At 69.0% G+C, this 20,165-nt stretch carries 18 protein-coding genes; 14 read left to right on the top strand and 4 right to left on the bottom strand.

Features of this window, described 5'->3' with window-relative positions; all coding sequences use genetic code 11:
* Positions 1-98 precede the first annotated feature (98 nt).
* Complete coding sequence (locus tag C463_RS02750) at positions 99-2,441, bottom strand: DEAD/DEAH box helicase (protein ID WP_008440877.1); 2,343 nt, start codon at positions 2,439-2,441, stop codon at positions 99-101.
* A 211-nt stretch (positions 2,442-2,652) separates the two neighbouring features.
* Between C463_RS02750 and C463_RS02745 the strand changes: the two genes are divergently transcribed.
* From C463_RS02745 to C463_RS02710, 8 genes are all read left to right on the top strand, one after another.
* On the top strand, positions 2,653-3,015 hold the full coding sequence (locus tag C463_RS02745; RefSeq protein ID WP_008440876.1) for a TRAM domain-containing protein: 363 nt from the start codon (positions 2,653-2,655) through the stop codon (positions 3,013-3,015).
* Between the two features lie 98 nt (positions 3,016-3,113).
* Positions 3,114-7,169, top strand: a complete 4,056-nt coding sequence (locus C463_RS02740; RefSeq protein WP_008440875.1) for an LAGLIDADG family homing endonuclease — start codon at positions 3,114-3,116, stop codon at positions 7,167-7,169.
* Complete coding sequence (locus tag C463_RS02735) at positions 7,170-7,469, top strand: DUF7854 family protein (protein ID WP_008440874.1); 300 nt, start codon at positions 7,170-7,172, stop codon at positions 7,467-7,469. It begins immediately after the preceding gene.
* Between the two features lie 129 nt (positions 7,470-7,598).
* On the top strand, positions 7,599-7,937 hold the full coding sequence (locus C463_RS02730; RefSeq protein WP_008440873.1) for a DUF7855 family protein: 339 nt from the start codon (positions 7,599-7,601) through the stop codon (positions 7,935-7,937).
* The gene (locus C463_RS02725; RefSeq protein WP_008440871.1) at positions 7,934-8,740 is read left to right on the top strand and encodes a DUF7856 family protein; all 807 of its coding nucleotides are present in this window, start codon (positions 7,934-7,936) and stop codon (positions 8,738-8,740) included. The genes C463_RS02730 and C463_RS02725 overlap by 4 nt, the downstream gene beginning before the upstream one ends.
* A gap of 60 nt (positions 8,741-8,800) precedes the next feature.
* The gene (locus C463_RS02720) at positions 8,801-9,595 is read left to right on the top strand and encodes a DUF7857 domain-containing protein (RefSeq protein WP_008440870.1); all 795 of its coding nucleotides are present in this window, start codon (positions 8,801-8,803) and stop codon (positions 9,593-9,595) included.
* Positions 9,592-10,242, top strand: a complete 651-nt coding sequence (locus C463_RS02715; RefSeq protein ID WP_008440869.1) for a nucleotide-binding protein — start codon at positions 9,592-9,594, stop codon at positions 10,240-10,242. The genes C463_RS02720 and C463_RS02715 overlap by 4 nt, the downstream gene beginning before the upstream one ends.
* A 78-nt stretch (positions 10,243-10,320) precedes the next feature.
* Positions 10,321-11,013: a peptidase gene (locus C463_RS02710; protein ID WP_008440868.1), complete on the top strand. Its 693-nt coding sequence runs from the start codon at positions 10,321-10,323 to the stop codon at positions 11,011-11,013.
* Between the two features lie 33 nt (positions 11,014-11,046).
* On the opposite strand, the gene C463_RS02705 is transcribed toward C463_RS02710, so the two are convergent.
* On the bottom strand, positions 11,047-11,346 hold the full coding sequence (locus C463_RS02705) for a HalOD1 output domain-containing protein (RefSeq protein ID WP_008440867.1): 300 nt from the start codon (positions 11,344-11,346) through the stop codon (positions 11,047-11,049).
* 152 nt (positions 11,347-11,498) lie between these two features.
* Between C463_RS02705 and pheS the strand changes: the two genes are divergently transcribed.
* The 3 genes from pheS to C463_RS18940 all read left to right on the top strand — a co-directional run bounded on the left by pheS (position 11,499) and on the right by C463_RS18940 (position 15,045).
* A complete protein-coding gene (gene pheS / locus C463_RS02700; RefSeq protein ID WP_008440866.1) occupies positions 11,499-13,028 on the top strand; it encodes a phenylalanine--tRNA ligase subunit alpha in 1,530 nt (509 codons plus the stop codon).
* On the top strand, positions 13,028-14,764 hold the full coding sequence (gene pheT / locus C463_RS02695) for a phenylalanine--tRNA ligase subunit beta (RefSeq protein ID WP_008440865.1): 1,737 nt from the start codon (positions 13,028-13,030) through the stop codon (positions 14,762-14,764). The genes pheS and pheT overlap by 1 nt, the downstream gene beginning before the upstream one ends.
* A 125-nt stretch (positions 14,765-14,889) precedes the next feature.
* Positions 14,890-15,045 carry a hypothetical protein gene (locus C463_RS18940; RefSeq protein WP_158294462.1) on the top strand — a complete coding sequence of 52 codons (156 nt, stop codon included), beginning with the start codon at positions 14,890-14,892 and terminating at the stop codon, positions 15,043-15,045.
* 67 nt (positions 15,046-15,112) lie between these two features.
* Here C463_RS18940 and C463_RS02690 read toward each other — a convergent pair whose 3' ends face one another.
* Both C463_RS02690 and C463_RS02685 read right to left on the bottom strand, forming a co-directional pair.
* Positions 15,113-15,751 (bottom strand): bifunctional 4-hydroxy-2-oxoglutarate aldolase/2-dehydro-3-deoxy-phosphogluconate aldolase, encoded by a 639-nt coding sequence (locus C463_RS02690; protein ID WP_008440864.1) that lies wholly within the window; start codon positions 15,749-15,751, stop codon positions 15,113-15,115.
* Positions 15,752-15,808: 57 nt separating this feature from the next.
* Positions 15,809-16,555 (bottom strand): IclR family transcriptional regulator, encoded by a 747-nt coding sequence (locus C463_RS02685; RefSeq protein ID WP_008440863.1) that lies wholly within the window; start codon positions 16,553-16,555, stop codon positions 15,809-15,811.
* Between the two features lie 277 nt (positions 16,556-16,832).
* On the opposite strand from C463_RS02685, the gene C463_RS02680 reads away from it, so the two are divergent.
* The 3 genes from C463_RS02680 to C463_RS02670 are packed head-to-tail and all read left to right on the top strand — an operon-like array spanning position 16,833 to position 20,164.
* The gene (locus tag C463_RS02680; RefSeq protein ID WP_137695434.1) at positions 16,833-18,239 is read left to right on the top strand and encodes a sugar ABC transporter substrate-binding protein; all 1,407 of its coding nucleotides are present in this window, start codon (positions 16,833-16,835) and stop codon (positions 18,237-18,239) included.
* A gap of 18 nt (positions 18,240-18,257) precedes the next feature.
* Positions 18,258-19,328, top strand: coding sequence for a carbohydrate ABC transporter permease (locus C463_RS02675; protein WP_008440855.1), 1,071 nt, complete (start codon positions 18,258-18,260; stop codon positions 19,326-19,328).
* Positions 19,328-20,164 carry a carbohydrate ABC transporter permease gene (locus C463_RS02670; protein WP_008440854.1) on the top strand — a complete coding sequence of 279 codons (837 nt, stop codon included), beginning with the start codon at positions 19,328-19,330 and terminating at the stop codon, positions 20,162-20,164. The genes C463_RS02675 and C463_RS02670 overlap by 1 nt, the downstream gene beginning before the upstream one ends.
* Position 20,165 lies beyond the last annotated feature (1 nt).

Below are 20,165 nucleotides of genomic sequence, written 5' to 3'. Positions count from 1 at the left end.
TCGCTTCGCTCGGCGACCGACTCCCTCGCGCGTGCTCCTCGCGGCCTCCGCTTCGCTCCGGCCGCTCGCAGGCACGCGCCACAGTTTCGCAGGTGGCCCTACGCCACCCGAACCGTTCTGGTCGCCGTGACTGGCAACAGCGGAAGGTCCGGGAAGACGACCTCGACGACGAACTCCAGTTCGTCGGCGTCGGGCGTGCCGAACACGCCGACTGGGACCGTCGCCTCGCCGTCGAGGTACGTCGTCGTCGCGGTCATCTCCACGTCGTTGACGGTGACGCGGATCCCCGCGCGGGCGCTCCCGGAGACGGCGGTCACGGCGACCTCGCACATCTCGTTTTCCCCGACCGCGATGCTATCCGGGAAGTCGCCCCAGTCGACGTCGATCCGCGGGCAGTCGCGGGCGGCGTCGACGATCCGCTCCGCGACGGAGCCGCTCATGCCGGCGTTTTCGAGTTCCTTCGCGCCCGCGTCGACGACGTCGGCGGGCGAGGTGAGGCCGGCGTCCGCGAGGCGCTCGGCGCGACCGGAGCCGACTCCCTCTATCGCCGTGAGCGCGACCGCCTCCCGGGAGACGCCGTGTTCGACGCGCGCCTCGACGCGGCGGGCGAGGTTGGCGGCGCGCGGGCCGGCGAAGCGGTCGAGGAACTCCGCGAGCGCGGCCAGCAGGCGGAGGGCGTTCTGTCGGATCACCCACGCGTCCGACCGAAGGTCGGAGGGGACCGAGTCGGCCATCCCGGCGAGCAGGATGGCGAACACCTTCCGGTGGCCGTCTTCGAGGTCGGTGTTGCGGCCGTCGAGGATCCGGTCGATCGCGTCCGACTCGGCGGAGCGCGCCGAGACGGAGTCGAACTCGCCGGCCGACGCGACGGCCTCCAACACCGAGTCGACCGTCAGCGTCTCGCGGTCGGCGAGGCGACTGAACCGGCGCGCGGTGTCGAGGCGGAGATAGTACTTCGAGGCGAGGCGGCCGAGGGCGGTGGGCTCGATCGCGAGGTCGTCGTCGGCCGCGACGAACCCGTCGTCGACGAGCGATTCGAGCGTGTCGCGAACGCGGTCGCGGAGGGTGGCGAACTCGTACGCCTCGGGCTCCGACTGCGCGCGGACGTAGTAGAAGGTGGTCTCCAGCCACGCCATCACGTCCTCCAGCCCGCGGATCGTCCCCATCGCGATCTCGGCGTTGAGGTGGGACTCGAGGTCGGCCGCGAGCCGCGACTCGATCTCTTTGCCCTCGCGAAGCAGTTTGCGGTACTTGTCCGCGTCCGCGCGGTCGCAGACCACCCAGCCGTACCCCACGTCGTCGTACTCGGGGCGGCCGGCACGCCCGAGCATCTGGAGCACGTCCAGCGGCGAGATGTCGGTCTCCCCCTCCAGCGGATCGTGGTACTTCGTGTCGCGGATGACGACGCAGCGGGCGGGGAGGTTCACCCCCCACGCGAGCGTCGACGTCGAGAAGAGGAGCTTGATCTTCCCCTGCTTGAACCACTCCTCGACGCGGTCGCGGTCGTCCTTCCCGAGGCCGGCGTGGTGGAAGCCGACGCCGTCCGTGACCGACTGGCGGAGCGTGTCGTTGGTGAGTTCCTTGGCCTCGTTGTGGAAGTCATAGTCGTCCCGCGAGTCGATCGGGATGTCCCGTTCGGTGATCTCGTCGCGCGCCTTCTTGGCCGCCTGAACCGTGTCCTGCCGCGAGGAGACGAACACGAGCGCCTGCCCGTCCTCGCGGACGTGCGGCTCGGCCAAGTCGAGCGCGCGGTAGAGCCGGCGGTACTTGTCGGCGAACGCGTTCGAGCCGTGCGAGTACGTCTTCACGCCCGTTTCGAGGTCGACGGGGCGGTACTCGTCGCCGAACGCGTACGTCGTCTCCGCGGGCGCGTCCAGCCACTCCGCCACGTCGTCGATGTTCGGCATCGTCGCCGAGAGCGCGACGACGCGCGGGTCCTGAAGCCGGCGGAGCCGCGAGACGGTGACCTCCAGCACCGCGCCGCGCTTCTCGGAGTCGAGCAGGTGGACCTCGTCGATGACGACGCAGTCCACGTCGGTGATAAACGAGTAGCGCGCGGAGTCGTGCTTCCGCGTCGCGCTGTCGGCCTTCTCGGGGGTCGTCACGAGCACGTCCGCGCGCTCCGCGCGGCGGGGGTTCAGGTCGCGCTCGCCGGAGACGACGTAGACGGAGTAGCCGAGCTCCTCGAAGCGTTCCCACTCGCTCTCCTTCTCGTTGGTGAGCGCGCGCAGCGGCGCGACGAAGAGCGCGGTCCCGCCCGCGGCGAGCGTCCGGCAGATGGCGAGCTCGGCGAGCGCGGTCTTCCCGGAAGCGGTCGGCGCGGACGCGACCACGTTGCGGTCGGTCTCCAAGATGCCCGGCAGCGCCTCCCGCTGCATCCGATTGAACTCGTCGAACCCGAAGGCCTCCGCGAACTCCGGCACCGCGTCCGCGACCTTCACGGCACACCACACCCGTGCGCGAGTCGTCGGGAACCGCGGCTGTGTCGCATCGGATCGAGAGGGGGGCTTCGAGGGCAAAGGCGTTTCTCATGCGAGCGTGACGCGTCGGGACGGCGGTGGCGGAGGCGAGGGGGTATCGGGGGCAGCGTCGACCGCCGAAGGACCGCCGCCGACCCACACCGTTTAGGCGACCGCGGTCGACCGCACGGACATGATCTCCTCGTCGCCGCTCGTCATCGGGGTGGGCGTCGCGGTCGCGCTGCTCGCGCTGTTCGTGCTCGCTCGCCGACTCCGCGCCCCGTCCGCCGAGGCGCGCGAGTCGAAGCGCGCACACGACGCGGCCCAAGAGCGCGAGCCGCCGGTCGAGATCGGCGAGACCTACGAGTTCGGCGTCAACGAACTCACCGACCACCACTCCGGCGACGAGGTCGCCGTCGGCAAGGTCAAGGGGTTCGTCGTCTTCACCGAGGACGTCCCGAGCGGCCTCGAACCGGGCGACGTGATCCGCGCGAAGGTCCTCTCGTTCAACGAGGGGCGCACCTCCGCCGACGCGACCTTCGTCGGCCGCGCGTAATCACGACGGGGCGGTCACCGGACCGACGCCGCGCCCGTCGCGACCACGTCCGCCCCGAACCGGAGGTTCATACGTGGTGGTGACGAAGAGGTGTCGCAATGGCTCAGGCCGGCACCCAGGACCTCACGGAGCGGTTCATCCAGTTCTATCGCAACTACTACCGGGAGAAGATCGGGCAGCTCGCGCAGCGGTACCCCAACGAGCAGCGCTCGCTGTACGTCTCCTACGACGACCTCTTTCAGTTCGACCGCGACCTCGCCGAGGACTTCCTGAACAAGCCGGAGCAGATGCGCGAGTACGCCGAGGAGGCGCTGCGGCTCTACGACCTCCCCGCCGACGTCAGCCTCGGCCGCGCGCACGTCCGCATCGAGGACCTCCCCGACAGCGTCGACATCCGGGGAATTCGGGTCCACGACGACCACATCGGGAAGCTCGTCTCGATTCAGGGGATCGTCCGCAAGGCCACGGACGTCCGCCCGAAGGTGACCGAGGCCGCCTTCGAGTGCCAGCGCTGCGGCACGATGACGTACATCCCCCAGTCCGACGGCGGCTTCCAAGAGCCCCACGAGTGTCAGGGCTGCGAGCGACAGGGCCCCTTCCGCGTCAACTTCGACCAGTCCGAGTTCGTCGACTCCCAGAAGCTCCGCATCCAAGAGTCCCCCGAGGGACTCCGCGGCGGCGAGACGCCCCAGTCGCTCGACGTCGACATCGTCGACGACATCACCGGCAAGGTGAGCCCCGGCGACCACGTGACCTGCGTTGGCATCCTCCACATCGAGCAGGTCGAACAGGGCAACGAGAAGTCCGCCATCTTCGACCTGTACATGGACGGCGTCTCCATCGCCATCGAGGACGAGGAGTTCGAGGACATGGACATCACGGAGGCGGACAAACGCGACATCATCGAGCTCTCCGAGCGCGACGACATCTACGAGGCGATGGTCGGCTCCATCGCGCCCGCCATCTACGGCTACGAGGAGGAGAAGCTCGCGATGATCCTCCAGCTGTTCTCCGGCGTCACGAAACACCTCCCCGACGGCTCACGGATCCGCGGGGACCTCCACATGCTCCTTATTGGCGACCCTGGAACTGGAAAGAGCCAGATGATCAGTTATGTCGAGAATATTGCTCCAAGATCAGTTTATACTTCTGGGAAAGGATCATCTGCTGCGGGCCTTACTGCCGCGGCTGTAAGAGATGACTTCGGCGACGGCCAGCAGTGGTCGCTCGAAGCAGGTGCGCTCGTCCTCGCGGACAAGGGGATCGCCGCGGTCGACGAGCTGGACAAGATGGACTGCGTCACGGGCGACACGCTGGTCTCGCTCGCGGACGGCCGCGTCGAGCGCATCGACGAACTGGCGCGGGAGGCCGCGGAAGACGGCGAGATCGAGGAGCTCTCGAACGGGCGACACATCCGCGACGTGGACCTCGACGTCTGGACGATGGACGAGAACGGGTCGTTGGTCGAGCGCCCGGTCTCGGCGGTCCATGAGTACGACGCGCCGTCGGAGCTCACCGAGGTCACGATGGAGACCGGCGAGTCGCTGACCGCGACGGCCGACCACCCGTTCTTCGTCCTCGACGACGGGGAGCGCGTCGAGCGCGAAGCGGCCGCGCTCGACGGCGGCGACTGGGTGTACGTCCCCCGAGAGATTCCGACGAAGGCCGCCGACGGCGGCGGGGCGGCGGCAGTTGCGGGCGGCGACGGAAGCATCGAACCGCTCGGCGACGGATCCGTCGACGGCGACGGGATCGATGCCGCGATGGCGAGCGTCCTCGGCTACCTCTCCGGTGACGGAAACGTCTTCTACGACCGCGACGAGGGCGTCTACGGCGTCCGGTTCACCAACGTCGACGACGGACTGCTGGCCGACTTCGAGCGGGCGGCGCGAGAGGCGTTCGACGCGGAGCCGACTCGTCCGCCGAGCGAGAAACGCGACGGCGGCGTCGAGACGGTTCGAGTCACGGGGAAAGAACACGCCGACGCCGTCCTCGACGCGGGGATGAACCTCGGTCGGTACGACGGGAAGTGTTTCCCGACCGGCGTCTCGACCGGGAGCCGAGCGGCCAAGGCCGCGTTCGTCCGCGCGCTCGCCGACAGCGAGGGCCACGTCGACGAGTCGGCGGGCAACGTTCGGGTAGCGTCTGCGAGCCGAGACTTGCTCCGCGGCACGCGAAACCTGCTCTTACAGTTCGGCGTGTCGAGTCAGCTCCAGCACCGCGAACGAGACAGCGGTCGCGACGTGTACTACCTCACGGTGACCGACGCCGACTCGCTCGCGGCGTTCCAACGCCACATCGGGTTCACGGCCACGCGAAAGGCCGAGGCCCTCGACCGCGTCGTCGATTCGGCCGACGGTGATCGGACGATTCTCGACGTGATCCCGGATATCGATGACACGCTCGCGCGGTCTCGCGAGTCGCTGCGGTTCCACCAGAGTGAGTGCGGTCTCAACGCGGTCACGTACCACGACTTCGAGCGCGAGGACGCGAACGTCTCGCTCCACCGCGCCGCTCGGGTCCTCGCGGCGTTCGAGGAGAGGCTGGAGACGGCCGCAGAGGATCGGTGCCGGCTCGACGAGACGGCGACGTGGGAGACGCTCTCGGAACTGCGGGAACGGTACCACGTCTCGCAGTCCGAACTCGCGGACGGGACCGCGTTGTCCCAACAGCAGATCTCCCGCGAGTGGGGGGAAGACGGCGAAGTTCGTCGGACGGTTACCGAGCGACTCCGGGAGATACTCACCGAGGTCGCAGAGACCGACCTCGACGACCTCCGCGAGTACGTCCGCGGCGACGTGAAGTGGCGGCGCGTCGAGTCGGTCGAAACCGTTCCGCCGGAGTCGACCGAACACCGCGGCGAAGTACTCCGACAGCGTCTCGCGGACGTAATCGGAGGACCGATCGAGACGGCAGAGGAGCGCGCTCGCGAGCTGGTCGACCGGGGTCCGATCGGCGAAACGCAGGCAGAACTGTCGGCGGCGCTCGACGCCTACGGTATCAGTCAGTCCGACGTGGCGTCCCGGCTCGACGTGACGCAGGCGACCGTGTCGCGGTGGCTCTCCGGCGCCGTCGAAACGGACCGGCTCGACGACCTGCGCGAGGCCGTCGCGGAGGAGGTCGACGCCGTGAAGGCGGAACTGCGCTCGATACTGGCGCGGATCGAGGACGGCCGGCGGCCGAAGGTGTACGACCTGACCGTCGAGGAGACGCACAACTTCGTCGCGAACGGGCTCGTCGTCCACAACTCCTCGGACCGCTCCGCGATGCACGAGGGGCTCGAACAGCAGAAGATCTCCGTCTCGAAGGCGGGGATCAACGCCACCCTCAAGGCCCGCTGCTCGCTGCTCGGCGCCGCGAACCCCAAGTACGGCCGGTTCGACCAGTACGAGCCGATCGGCGAGCAGATCGACTTGGAGCCCGCGCTCATCTCGCGGTTCGACCTGATCTTTACCGTGACGGACAGCCCGGACGCGGAGCACGACTCCCGGCTGGCGAAACACATCATCAAGACGAACTACGCCGGCGAACTCAACACCCAGCGCGAGGAGCTGGCGAGCTCGGAGTTCACGGCAGAGCAGGTGGCGGAGGTGACCGAGGAGGTCGCGCCGGAGATCGACTCCGAGCTGTTACGGAAGTACATCGCCCACGCGAAGCGCTCCTGTTTCCCGACGATGACCGAGGAGGCGAAGGAACTAATCGAGGAGTTCTACGTCGACCTCCGTTCGAAGGGCGCCGACGAGGACGCGCCGGTGCCGGTCACCGCCCGGAAGCTGGAGGCGATGGTGCGGCTCTCCGAGGCGAGCGCGCGGGTCCGGCTCTCGGACACCGTCGAGCGCGAGGACGCCGACCGCGCGACCGACATCGTCGAGTCCTGTCTCAAGGACATCGGCGTCGACCCGGAGACGGGGCAGTTCGACGCCGACGTGGTCGAGACGGGCACCTCGAAGAGCCAGCGCGACCGCATCAAGAACATCAAGGGGCTCATCGCCGACATCGAAGAGGAGTATCAAGAGGGCGCGCCCGTCGAGGAGGTGCTCGACCGCGCGGGCGAGATCGGGATGGACCCCGGGAAGGCGGAGCAGGAGATCGAGAAGCTCCGCACGAAGGGCGAGGTGTACGAGCCCAAGCAGGGCCACCTCCGGACGACGTAGATGGACCGCATCTCCGCGATACGGAACGTCGAGGACGCGCTCCGCGAGTTCGAGAACGGCGACGCCGACCTCGCGGCCACGGAGCGGCGCGTCGCGGCCGTCCTCCGGACCTACGCCACCGAGTTCGACGGCGACGACGACGTGTTCCGCGCGGTCGGCGACGACCCCGTCGACGGCACCGTCGTCGTCGCGCCGTCGGAACCGGCCGCCCGCGAGCGCGTCCTCGCGGCGAACGGCACCAGCGGCGAGGGCGATGCGGACGGCGCCGGCGACCCCGAGTTCGACGTCGAGCGGTTCTAACGTCAGACATCAGGGGGTTCTGATCGCAGAGCGCGGGCTCGCGAGTACCGAATCGGTTCGCCGTCGCTGAAGACGACTGAAACGTTCCGGTCCGGAACGGATAAATTCCGAGATCGACCACCGGCGGGCGTGCTGCTGGTCGTGACGTATTCGGCGGCCGCCCGAACCGGCCTCCGAAACCTGTGTCGTCGCCACGAATCGGTCGTCGCCCGGCGGTTCGGCCGCGCCGCGCTGTTCGACGAGACGGTGTACGCCGCCTTCCTCGCGCTGCGGCTGCGGGAGTCGCACGGCGGCGACGTCCAGATAGAGCGCACCGAGCCGTTCAACGAGTTCGTCGCCGTCGACGACGAGGTTCGAGGTGCTGCCGCGGCCTACGCGGACCGGTCCGCGAAGTCGACGCCGTACGCGGCCTTCGCGGCGGGGACGGAACATCCGGATCCGGACGCCATGCGCGGCCGAGAGCTGTGACCGGGGCGGAGTCGACGGCACCGAGACCGGAGCGCGAGGGCGGCGAAGACGACGAGACTGCCGCCGTCGATGGGGCTCCGGAGCCGGGCGCGGTACTCGGGCGACTCCCCACCGACGCCGGGCTCCGACGGCAGCTCGCGGCGGCAGCGCGGTCGCGGGGGCGGACCGCCTCGGTCGCGGCCGAGATCGACGAGATCGAGTCGGAGCTCGCGGCGATCGAAATCGAACCGGTCGACCTGACGGCTGCGCGGCGGCGGGTCGCCGAGACGACCGGCGAGACCGAGCGGCTGAAAGAGCGGGTCGCGGCGCTGCGCGGCGACGCCCGGGCGCGCCGCGCGGTCGACGCCGAAGCGGACGAGGCGCTCGACGACCTGGAGGCGGCGGCCGCGGAGCTGTCGGCCGCGCAGACGGAGGCGATCGCCGCCGAGCAGGCGCTCGAACGCGCGCGGGCCGAGGCGGCCCGGAACCGAGACGAGCGCCAGCGACGGCTGCGGCTCCGCGACCGGCTCCGAAATCGGCGGCGAACCGCCCGCCGCGAACTCTCCGAGGCGGTCTATCCGGCGTTTCGGCGCGCGCTCGCGGTCATCCCGGGTGGCGACGCGAGCGAAGCCGGCGCGGGGCCGGACGCGTACGACGGGGATCCGGTCGCGGCGTCGCTCGCGGCGGTCAGGGTCGCGGCGCTCGACGCGACGGTCGACCTGCGCGGCGACGCGGCGCGGAGGGTCACGGCGTCCGAGCGGAGCGCGCGGTCGCTGCTCCGAGCGGAGCGCGTTCGCCTCCGTGGCGCGTCCGATGGGGGGTGACGCCGACGGCGGCGGCGAGTTCGCCCCGAGGTTTAAATACGATTCCGCGGCACCCGGCCCATGGAACTCGACTGGTCCGTCGACCGCGAGGGGGACGCGTCGCTCGTCGGCGTCCGAGTGCGCAACGACGGATCGGTCCCGCGGCGCGTCCGGATCGAAAGCCGGCTGGACGGCCCCGTCCTCCCGCCGCGGCGCGGCGGCGTCCCCGAGTCCGGATGGGACGACGAGGGCGTGACCGCGGTGATCGACCCGGGCGAACGCGCGGCGTTCGGATTCGCGGCGCTCGCCGGCCCCGTCGACCCGCCGGTCGAAATCGCGAGCGTCGAGCCCGCGACCGGGGACGGAGACGACGGCCGGGCGGCGACCGAGGACGGCTCCGACCTCGCGCGGGCGGCGGTGCGAGACCTCGAATCGCATCGCCCCCCGCGGCGCGCGGTCGCCGGAGGGGACGCGGTCGACGCCGTCAACGAGGGGAGCGGTGACTCGGAAACGGTCGACGGCGAGGATGACGACGTGAACGGGAGCGCGGTCGACGGCGAGGAGGACGGCGGCGACACGGACCGGTCCGCGCTCACCGATCCGTCGCCGAGCGCGGCGAGTCCCGACGAGATCGACGCGTGGTTCGCGGCCGTCGAGGCGCGGATCGAGCGGACGGAGCGGCTGACCGACGCCGACCTCGCGACGGCGACGGCGGTCGTCGACGAGGCCGGCGGCCTCGACGGGGTCGGCGAACTCGACGAGCGCGTCGCGGCCGACGCCGAGCGCCTGCGGGCGATCCGCGACCGCGCCGCGGAGCTCGCAGACCGCGCCGAGGAGCGCGAGGTCCCGACCGAGGCGCTGGAGGCGCTGGCGTGATCCTCGCGGTCGCGGGCGGGAAGGGCGGGGTCGGGAAGACGACGCTCGCGTACAACGTCGCCGCCGAACTCGACGCCGTCGTCGTCGACGCGGACCTCGGGATGGCGGACCTCCCGGACGGCCGCGGCCCCGATCTCCACGACGTGCTCGCCGGCGCGGCGGATCCGATAGAGACGGTCCGTCCCGGTCCGGTCGACATCGTCCCATGCGGGCGGACGCTGGCCGGTGCGCGGGCGGCCGACCTGACGCGGTTGGAGGGAGCGGTCGCCGCGGCCGAGCGAGAGTTCGGGACCGTCGTCCTCGACTGCCCCGCGGGACGCCGCGCCGACGCCGGCGTACCGCTGGCGGTCGCGGACGCCTGCCTCCTGGTCGTCTCGCCCCGGGCGTTCGCGCTGGCCGACGCGATCCGCACCCGTGAACTCGCCCGCGAACTCGACGCCGGCGTGACCGGCTGCGCGGTCAACCGCGTGACCGAGCGGCCGCCCGTCGAACCGATCGGCGACGCGCTCGGCGCGCCGGTCGAGGTGGTCCCGGCCGATCCCCGCGTCGGGCGGTCCGTGGCGGCGGAGCGGCCGGTCGTCGACGCCGCGCCCGACAGCGAGGCCGCGGCGGCGGTTCGAGCGCTCGCGCGGCGGGTCCCGAAGTGAGGTGAGCGAGGCGAGAGAAACGGGGACGCCGTCGCGACACCGCGCCTTTTTACTCCGGTCGTCCCGTCGGCGAGAGCGATGATCAGGGTCGCGTTCGTCACCGGTGTCGCCGTCGTCGCCGCGCTCGCGGTCTCGGTGGGACCGCTGTACGCGGCCGACCGCTTCCGCGACCTCCGGGAGCCGACGGACGCGGAGCGCGCGCAGATAGCGGCGCTGGCCGACCCCGGCGGACTCGGCGTCGACCGGATCGCGATCGAGTCGGTCGGCCGGGTGGGTGACGACGGCGGCGGGGGGAATCCCGGAACGAGTGGCCCCGCCGAGGTTTCGGTCCGGGGGCCGCCCGGCCGGCGGGTGCTGTTCCTCACGGAGGACGTGTTGACCGACCTCGATGAGGACGTCGCGGTCGGGCTGCTCGCGGCCGAGGCGGGACGGGTGAAGACGTACTACGCCGAGTTTCGCGCCGTCGCCGTCGGCGTCGTGTTGGCGACGCTGGCGGCGGTCGTCACGGTGCTCGTCCCGTTCGAGTCCGGCTTCGCCGCCGTCATCGCTGTGGGTCTCGTCTCCTTCTGGGCGGGGCGGCGGGTTCAGTACGCGGCGGACACCCACGCCGCCGACGCGGTCGGCGCCGACCGCGTGGTCGACGCGTTCGAGCGCGTCGCGGAGCGGCGCGGGGTGGAGCCGGAGATGGGGGACTGGTCGACGTGGTTCGAGGTCCAGCCGCCGCTCGGCGACCGGATCGCGCGGCTCCGCGAGCGGGCGGACGAGGACTGATAGTCGGGAGAATACGCGATTCGGGCGGTCGGCTCAGTTCCCCGACCGCCGGGCGACCGCGGAGTCGGGACCGACGCGGATGTCGTAGCCCGCGACCGTGAGGGAGACGTCGGCGTCGGACCGGCCGGAAACGAGCGCGTTCAGCGCGTCGGGGTCGACGTGGTCGTACAGCACGATGCCCTCTGCGGACAGTTCCGCGGGCTCGACGCCGGCGAGTTCGGCGATCGCCTCGACGACGGCGAGGCTCGGTGCGAGGCCGTCACCGCCGTGCGGGACGCGGGCCGTCTCCGGTACCGATCCGGAGTCGATCGATTCGGACGTTGCGCTGCTCATACCCGTACTGTTTTCGACACAATGTATAAACAAACCACCCAATTTATTACATGTGATATTTGTGTGTGGCGCCGGCACGGAACCGCGACCGCGGTCGCGTCTCGGTCCCGGAACCGTTACCAACCAGCCGCACGCGTGTAGAGACAACTCGAATGCGACTCCCGGAACGACAGCTCGCGGTCCTCGAGGCCGCGAGCGCGACGGACGAACGAACGGTGGCGGAGATAGCCGCGGAGACCGACCTGAAGCCGGAGACGGTCGCCGGCGCGGCGTTCGACCTGGCCGACGAGGGGCTCGTCGAGGTCGGGTCTGAGACCGACGAGACGCTCGCGCTCACCGACGAGGGGCGGCGCTACGTCGACGCGGGGCTCCCCGAGACACGGCTCTACCGGGCGGGGCTCGACGCGGGCGCCGACGCCGAGCCGGTCTCGATGGGTGCGGTCATCGGCGAGGCCGGGCTGGACGGCCCCGAGGTCGACATCGCGCTCGCGAACTTCGCGCGCAAGGGGTTCGGGAGCGTCGACGGCGGCGAACTCTCGGTCGACCTCGACGTCGACCCCGACGCCGACCCCGAGGCGACGGCGCTCGATGCGCTCGCGGACGCCGACGGTGAGGGCCTCGACGCGGACGCCCTCGACGTCGACGAGGCGGTGATCGATCAGCTCGACTCGCGCGGGCTGGTGGCGGTCGGCGAGTCGGTCACGCGGACGGTTCGGCTCACCGACGACGGCGTCGACGCGCTGATGACCGGCGTCGAGGCGACCGAGAGGGTCGGGGCGCTCACGCCGGAACTCCTCGCCAGCGGCGAGTGGCGCGACGCCGACTTCGCCGAGTACAACGTCGAGGCCGACGCGGAGACGGCCCGCGGGGGTCGGAAACACGTCCTCCGGCGGACCGCCGACCGCGTGAAAGACGTGCTGGTGGGGATGGGGTTCCAAGAGATGGAGGGCCCCCACGCCGACGCAGACTTCTGGATCAACGACTGCCTGTTCATGCCGCAGGACCACCCGGCGCGGACCCACTGGGACCGGTTCGCACTCGACGTGGACCGGATGGACGGGATCCCCGACGAGCTGATGGCCCGCGTCGAGGCCGCCCACCGCGACGGCTGGGGGCTCGACGGCGACGGCTACCACTCGCCGTGGTCTGCCGACTTCGCCCGCGAGGTCGCGCTTCGCGGCCACACCACCTCGCTGTCGATGCGCTACCTCTCCGGGGTCGAAGGCGCCGAACTGGAGCCGCCCCAGCGCTACTTCTCCGTCGAGAAGGTGTACCGCAACGACACCCTCGACCCGACGCACCTCCTCGAGTTCTTCCAGATCGAGGGGTGGGTGATGGCCGAGGACCTCTCCGTGCGCGACCTGATGGGCACCTTCGAGGAGTTCTACCGGCAGTTCGGCATCACGGACATCCGGTTCAAGCCGCACTACAATCCCTACACCGAACCCTCCTTCGAGCTGTTCGGCGAACACCCGGAGACGGGCGAGGAGATCGAGATCGGCAACTCCGGCGTCTTCCGCGAGGAGGTCACCGGGCCGCTCGGCGTCGACTGCGACGTGATGGCGTGGGGGCTCGCCCTCGAACGGCTCGCGATGCTCACCACGGGCGCCGAGGACATCCGTGACCTCCACGGGACCCTCGCCGACATTGACTTCCTGCGGAACGCGGAGGTGAGCTACTGATGCCCGTCGTCGACGTCGACCCCGACGAGCTCCGCGAGCTCACCGGCCACGAGGAGAAGGACGACGCAGAGCTGAAGGACGACCTGTTCGGCCTCGGGCTGGAGTTCGAAGGCGAGACCGACGACGGCATGTACCAGTTCGAGTTCGCGCCCGACCGGCTCGACCGGCTCTCCGTCGAGGGGGTCGCGCGCTCGCTGCGCTACCACTACGGCGACGCGCGCGGCGTCTACGTCCCGAACACGAACGACCCCGAGTGGACCATCGAGGTCGACGAGTCGGTCCCCGACGAGCGCCCGTTCGTCACCGGCGCCGTGGTCCGCGGCCTCGACCTCGACGAAGCCGCGCTGGAGTCGCTGATCCAGCTCCAAGAGAAGCTCCACGCGACGATGGGGCGGGGCCGCGCGAAGGGCGCGATCGGCATCCACGACCTCGCGATGGTGAAGGGGGCGCCGCTCCAAGAGGGCGCGGAGCCGTCGATCACCTACCGCGGCGTCGACCCCGACGGGGATGCGTTCGTCCCGCTCGACGCGAACGACGAGCTGACCCCCACCGAGGTCTTGGCGGAACACGACACGGGGACGACCTACGCCGACCTCGTCGAGGATCTGGACCGCTACCCCGCGATCTACGACGAGCTCGGCCTCTTCTCGTTCCCGCCCGTCATCAACGGGAAACGCACCGAGGTGACGACCGGCTCTCGCGAGCTGTTCGTCGAGCTCACCGGCACCGACCAGTGGACGATCGACCGGATGTGTACGATTATCTGTTACGCGCTGTCGGCCCGCGGCGCGACGATCGAGGAGGTCGAGGTGAACTACGCCGACGGCGCGACGCACCCGAGCGAGTACGGCGCGGAGCTGGTCCGCCCGAACCTCGACGTCGACGAGAAGGCGGTGTCGCACGACCGGATCGAGACGCTGCTCGGCGTCGACTTCGAGCCCGAGGAGGTCGTCGACTGCTTCGAGCGCGCCGGCCTCGACGCCGACTACACCCTCGGCGAGGACGTGCGCTACGAGGTCGAGATTCCGCCGTACCGCGTCGACGTGCTCCACCCGCTCGACCTCGTCGACGACGTGGGGCGGGCGTACGGCTTCGACAACCTGGAGCCGCGCTACCCCGACGTCGGGACGGTCGGGGGCCGCCACGAGCGCTCGCGGCTGGAGGACGCGGTCCGGACGAGCCTCGTCGGCCTCGGCTTCGAGGACCTGCTGAACTTCCACATGACGAGCGGGACCGAGAACTACGACCGGATGCGCGTGGAGCCTGGAAGCGACGCCTTCGGCGGCGGCGACCCCGTCGAGATCACCGAGCCGTACAGCGAGGAGTACACGCAGCTGCGAACCTGGGCGCTCCCGTCGCTCGTCATGCTGTTGGAGCGGAACACCCACAACGCTTACCCGCAGGACGTCGCCGAGGTCGGCTTCGTCGCCGAGCGCGACGACGCCGAGGACACGAACGTCGCCGAGTCCCGTCACGTCGCCGGCGCGGTCGCCCGCCGCGACGCCTCCTACGAGGCCGCGAAGGGGCGCCTCCAAGCGCTGTGCGACGACTTCGGCGCCGAGCTGTCGACTCCCCGGACCGAACACCCCTCGTTCATCGAGGGGCGCGCCGCAGCCGTCGAGGTCGACGGCGAGCGCGTCGGCGTGATCGGCGAACTCCACCCCGCGGTGCTCGTCGAACACGACCTGGAGGTGCCGGTCGCCGCCTTCGAGTTCGACCTCGACGCGCTGCGGTAGGCGCCGAGGTGGGCGATCGACCGCGGACGGCCGGCGGAGTTTCAGATCGGTCGGTTCCGTAACGAATCATCACGGACGCGACGGCGAACAGAAGACATATATTCGCCATAGCGCACCCGCCGAGTATGAACTGCGAGAAGTGCGGCGTCGACGCTCCGCTCGCGCATCGGGACATCGACGGCTTCGCGTACTACCTGTGTGAGGCCTGTATCCGCGGCTGGGACGCGGTTCGGTCCCCCTCCGCCGACACCCCCGACGAGAGTCGATCCCCCGCGCGGTAGCGGGCGTCGGGCGCGGTAGCGGGCGTCGGGCACGGCACCAGCCACGCCGAGGCGGAGCGCGGAGCGGTCACTCTCGCGCGGCGGCGACAGCCTCGACGACCGCGCGCGCGTTCGCCCGGATCGCGTCGAAGTCGCCGTCGGCGATCGCCTCGTCGTCGACGATCGAACTGCCGACGCCGACCGCGACCGCGCCGGCGTCGACGTAGTCGGCCGCGTTGTCGGGACCCACGCCGCCGGTCGGGACCAGCGGGACCTGCGGGAGCGGGCCGCCGATCGCCGCGACGTGGTCGGGGCCGCCGGTCTTCGCGGGGAACACCTTCACCGCGTCGGCGCCGGCCTCGAAGGCCTCGATCGCCTCGGTCGGCGTGTACGCGCCGACGACGACCGGCGTTCCGTAGCGGTTCGCCGTTCGGATCACGTCGCGGTTCACGGTCGGCGTCACGAGGAACTCCGCGCCGGCGAGCTGCGCAGCGCGCGCGGTCTCCGCGTCGAGGACGGTCCCCGCGCCGACCAGCGCGTCGTCGACGCGCTCGGCTATCGCCGCGATCGACGCCGTCGCGTCCGGCGTGTCCGCCGTCACCTCTAACGCCGTCACGCCGGCGTCGACGACGGCGTCCGCGACCGCCACGGCGTCGTCCCGCGCCACGCCGCGGAGGATCGCGATCACTCCGCCGTCCGTGATCCGGTCGAGTCGATCAGTTCGCATGGTGGGTACCTCCCCCGGAGGGGTATTAAATCAGACCGTGTCGAGGAGGGCGGCGCGTCACAGCAGTTCGAGTTCGATCGTCTTCGCGGCGCTGGAGACGAGTCCGGCCGTGTCCTCCTCCAGCCGTTTCCCCTGCATCTCGTCGGACGGCCCGGAGACGCTGACCGCGCCGACGGGGTCGCCGTCGACGACGATCGGAGAGGCGACGCACTGCCAGTTCTCGTCGAGTTCGCCGCGATCGAACGCGATGTTTCGGTCCCTGATCGACCGGAGCTCCGAACGGAGCGTCGCCGGGTCCGTCGCGGTTCGGTCGGTCTTTCGGTCGAGTCCGTAACGGGAGACGTACTCGTCGATCCGCTCGCGCGACCGGAACGCTAAGATTGCCTTGCCGGCGGCGGCGGCGTGGAGCCGAACGCTGTCGCCCACCGGAACGGGATGGTCTCGGGCGCCGATCCGGTGGAGGTAGACGGCCTCGGCGTCTTCGGGTACCACGAGGTTCGCGACGGCCCCCGTGTTCCGCGCGAGCATTCGGACCTCGCTCCGCGCAGCGTGGTAGACGGGATTTCGTTCTCTCGTCCCGAACCCGATTCGGAGGAACTGGTGGGTGAGTTCGTAGGTACCGCCCGCGTTTGTTACGTATCCGAGGGCACAGAGCGTCGAAAGGTGGTTGTGGACCGCGCTTTTCGAGACGTCGAGCGTGTCGGCTAATTCGGTGACTCCGCTGCCGTCACGGTCGTACAACTCTTCGACGATCCGGAAGGACGTCGCGGTCGCCTGAACGGCAATGGTGTCCGTGTTCCCCATCGTTTCGTAGAGTAATACGTGCGACACCCGTATAACGTTTGTTTAGCACAACTGAACGGGGCCGCGAGATGAAGTATAAAACACATAAAACACATATAAATTAGTAAATTATAAAGAGTAATTTATCAATGAGGAACCGTATATCTGATATGAGTATATAATAGCGCTCTGTTCACTCCAAGAAAACACGAATAATGGATTTCTAAGCCGATTTTAGGACGACTGTACAGTAGATTTATATACTTATGATACAAGGAGCAGATAGTCAGGTACGATCATGACTAACAAACCAGACTACGCACAATACGGACGGCGGCGACTGATGAAAGGCGCAGGGATCGCGGGGGTCGCGGGGCTCGCAGGGTGTATCGGGACGGGCGATCCCGGCGGTGACGGCAGCGGCGGCGGCGACGGCGGCGATGGCGGTGACGGCGGCGACGGCGGCGATGGTGGGGACGGCAGCGACGGTGACGACGGCGGCGACGGTAACGGTATGGCGTCGGAGATCAACGTGTGGGGGTGGGACGTCGCCGCGCGGGCGCTGATGATCACCGCCGAGGAGTACCAGTCCGACAACGACGCGACGGTCTCGGTCGAGGAGTTCGGTCGGTCGGCGATGAAAGACCGGCTCCAGACGAACCTGCTCTCGGGCTCCGGCGCGCCGGCGGTCTCCATGCTGGAGTCGGTTGACGGTCCGTCGTTCATCGACACGGGGTCCATCGCGCCGCTCACTGACGAAATCGAGGAGGCGGGCATCCAGGACGACTTCGTCTCCGGGAAGTGGGAGGCGCTTACCATCGACGGTGACATCTACGCGCTCCCGTGGGACACGGGTCCGACGGCGGTGTACTATCGGCGGTCCGTGTACGACGAACACGACATCGACCCGGACAGCATCGAGACGTGGGACGACTTCATCGAGGAGGGCCAGAAGCTACCGGACGACCAGTACATGCTCAACCTCCCCGAGGGAGACCTCTCCGGCGTCTGGCGGTACCAGTTCCGTCAGCTCTCCGGCGAGCCCTTCCTCGAGAGCGGCGAGGTGAACATCCACAACGAGAAGTCGCTCAAAGTGGCACAGAACATCAAAGCGATCTACGACGCCGACATCGCGGCCAACATCGAGGGGTGGACGTCCGCGTGGTTCAGCGCCTACGGCGACGCGACGATCGCGTCGCTCCCTTCGGCGGCGTGGATGGAGGGGACCCTGCGCGCCGAACTCCCCGACACCGCGGGCGACTGGGGCGTCTTCAAGATCCCCGCGCTGGAGTCGGGCGGACCGCGCGCGTCGAACTGGGGCGGGTCCAACCTCATGATCGCCGACCAGGTGTCCGACGAGAAGAAAGCGCGGGGCTGGGACTACATGGAGTACTCGCTCGCGGCCGAGGAGATGCAACTGGCGATGTACGACGAATACGGCCTCTTCCCGGCGCTGGAGACGACGTACGAGGATCCGGTGTTCGACGAGGAACTCGACTTCTACGACGGGCAGGCCGCTCGCGCGCTCTTCGCCGAGGTCGCACAGAACGCCCCCGGATACCGGTTCACCGCGGACACGCCGGAGGTGTCGCAGGCCATCGAGACGGAGCTTCAGCGGATGATCAACGGCGAACAGTCTCCTGAAGAAGCCGTTCAGGCCGCCGCGGAGACCGTCGCCGAGAACACCGATCGGGACCTCGCGTAACCCGGGGGTACCGATCGCATGGCAACTTCTGACGAAACGGACGACCGCGTCGGAGAGACGTATCGCCGCCGCGCCGGCGCGAGGGTACGGAACGCCACGAGACAGGTCAAGCGAGCGGCGCGACCGGTCTGGGACCGAGTGCGCTTCGCCAGACAGGACGTGACCGCGGCGACCCCGACGCTGCCGCGGGTCGCGTACCTGTTCATCGCGCCCTTCTTCATCCTGTTCGGGTTGTTCCTCGCGTTCCCGGTGTTTTACACGGTGTATCTCTCGTTCTTCGAGTATCAGGGCGTCGGCGAAGGATCGCTGTTCTGGGTGGACCTCGGTCCGCTGTACGTCGAGATCCCGCAGATCGCACAGCTGAGTTTCATCGGGCTCGGGAACTACGCGCGCCTACTCGGCAACGACCTGTTCTGGCAGTCGATGTTCAACACCTCGTACATTCTCGCCATCCAGGTCCCGCTCATGATCGGGTTGGCGCTCGCCCTCGCGCTCGCACTGAACGCCTCGTTCATGCGGCTCAAAGGCGTGTTCCGCACCGCGATCGCGCTGCCCGTGTCGGCGAATCTCGTGGCGTACTCGACGGTGTTCCTGCTGCTGTTCAACGAGCAGTTAGGGTTCCTCAACTACGTCCTCGCCGGCGTCGGGGTCGGTCCGGTTCCGTGGCTGACTGACGCCTTCTGGGCGCGAAACACGATCATCGCCGCGGTGACGTGGCGGTGGACGGGATACAACATGATCATTCTGCTCGCCGGCCTTCAGACGATCCCGCAACAGTTGTACGAAGCGGCCGAAATCGACGGCGCGAGCCGGTGGGAGAAGTTCCGATACGTCACGCTCCCGCAGCTCAAGCCGGTGTTGCTGTTCGTCGTCGTGCTGTCGACGATCGGGACGTTCAAGCTGTTCGCCGAGCCGTACGTCATCACCGGCGGCGGACCGACGAACTCGACGATTACGATCGTCCAGTACATCTACCGGCAGGCGTTCGTCAACTTCAACCTCGGCTACGCGAGCGCGCTCACGGTCGTGTTCGTGGCGATCGTCAGCGTCTTTTCCATCGTTCAGATCAAGATCGGGGGTGAGGACTGATGCGCGAGCAGCGACGGAAGGACGCCGTCTGGCGGTTCCTCACGTACGCCTTCGTCGTCACGATGGTCGTCGTGATGATGGTTCCCCTGTACTGGATGCTGGTGGCGGCGACGCTGCCCCAAGAGCAGTTCCTCCAGTTCCCGCCGCGGCTGATCCCCGGGACCGCATTCCTCGACAACTTCGCGGCGCTACAGGAGCGGCTCGATTTCGTCCGGACGATCCGGAACAGCGTCCTCATCGCCGTCGTCTACACGCTGCTCTCGCTGGTGCTGTGTTCGATGGCCGGCTTCGCGTTCGCGAAATACGAGTTCAAGTACAAGGAGCCGATCTTCTACACGATCTTGGCGACGCTCGTGTTGCCGATCCAGCTGCTCGTCATCCCGCTGTTCCTGCTGATGGCGCAGTTGGACTGGACGAACACCTTCCGGGCGATCATCCTGCCGTGGGCGGCGAACCCAATCGGCATCTTCCTCATGCGGCAGAACATGAAATCGATCCCGGACGCACTGCTGGAATCTGCCCGGATGGACGGGGCGACGGAGTTCCAGATCTTCTACCGGATCGCCTTACCGACGATGCGCTCGTCGCTGGCCGCGTTGGCCATCATCCTGTTCCTGTTCCAGTGGGACCTGTTCTTATACCCGCTCGTGATTCTCGAGTCGGCGGACATGTACACGATCCCCATCGGGCTGGCGCAGCTGACCGGGTTCCAGCGGATCTACTACGACCAGATCATGGTGGCGGCGACGCTCGCCATCGTGCCGATGGTCGTGTTGTTCTTAGTGCTACAGAAGCAGTTCGTCAGCGGCATCCTCGCGGGGTCGCTCAAGGAGTAAC

The sequence above is a fragment of the Halorubrum californiense DSM 19288 genome (assembly GCF_000336875.1).
GTDB lineage: Archaea > Halobacteriota > Halobacteria > Halobacteriales > Haloferacaceae > Halorubrum > Halorubrum californiense.
Note: the sequence above shows the minus strand (reverse complement) of the source record. Positions and strands in the feature narration are given on the sequence as shown.

What these genes read in the sequence shown, in the direction of transcription:
- C463_RS02670 (WP_008440854.1), top strand. Translation starts at nt 19,328, where the DNA reads ATGCGCGAGCAGCGACGGAAGGACGCCGTCTGGCGGTTCCTCACGTAC.
- C463_RS02740 (WP_008440875.1), top strand. Translation starts at nt 3,114, where the DNA reads ATGGCTCAGGCCGGCACCCAGGACCTCACGGAGCGGTTCATCCAGTTC.
- C463_RS02720 (WP_008440870.1), top strand. Translation starts at nt 8,801, where the DNA reads ATGGAACTCGACTGGTCCGTCGACCGCGAGGGGGACGCGTCGCTCGTC.
- C463_RS02675 (WP_008440855.1), top strand. Translation starts at nt 18,258, where the DNA reads ATGGCAACTTCTGACGAAACGGACGACCGCGTCGGAGAGACGTATCGC.
- C463_RS02690 (WP_008440864.1), bottom strand. Translation starts at nt 15,751, where the DNA reads ATGCGAACTGATCGACTCGACCGGATCACGGACGGCGGAGTGATCGCG.
- C463_RS02745 (WP_008440876.1), top strand. Translation starts at nt 2,653, where the DNA reads ATGATCTCCTCGTCGCCGCTCGTCATCGGGGTGGGCGTCGCGGTCGCG.
- C463_RS02685 (WP_008440863.1), bottom strand. Translation starts at nt 16,555, where the DNA reads ATGGGGAACACGGACACCATTGCCGTTCAGGCGACCGCGACGTCCTTC.
- C463_RS02705 (WP_008440867.1), bottom strand. Translation starts at nt 11,346, where the DNA reads ATGAGCAGCGCAACGTCCGAATCGATCGACTCCGGATCGGTACCGGAG.
- C463_RS02680 (WP_137695434.1), top strand. Translation starts at nt 16,833, where the DNA reads ATGACTAACAAACCAGACTACGCACAATACGGACGGCGGCGACTGATG.
- C463_RS02710 (WP_008440868.1), top strand. Translation starts at nt 10,321, where the DNA reads ATGATCAGGGTCGCGTTCGTCACCGGTGTCGCCGTCGTCGCCGCGCTC.
- pheT (WP_008440865.1), top strand. Translation starts at nt 13,028, where the DNA reads ATGCCCGTCGTCGACGTCGACCCCGACGAGCTCCGCGAGCTCACCGGC.
- C463_RS18940 (WP_158294462.1), top strand. Translation starts at nt 14,890, where the DNA reads ATGAACTGCGAGAAGTGCGGCGTCGACGCTCCGCTCGCGCATCGGGAC.
- pheS (WP_008440866.1), top strand. Translation starts at nt 11,499, where the DNA reads ATGCGACTCCCGGAACGACAGCTCGCGGTCCTCGAGGCCGCGAGCGCG.
- C463_RS02735 (WP_008440874.1), top strand. Translation starts at nt 7,170, where the DNA reads ATGGACCGCATCTCCGCGATACGGAACGTCGAGGACGCGCTCCGCGAG.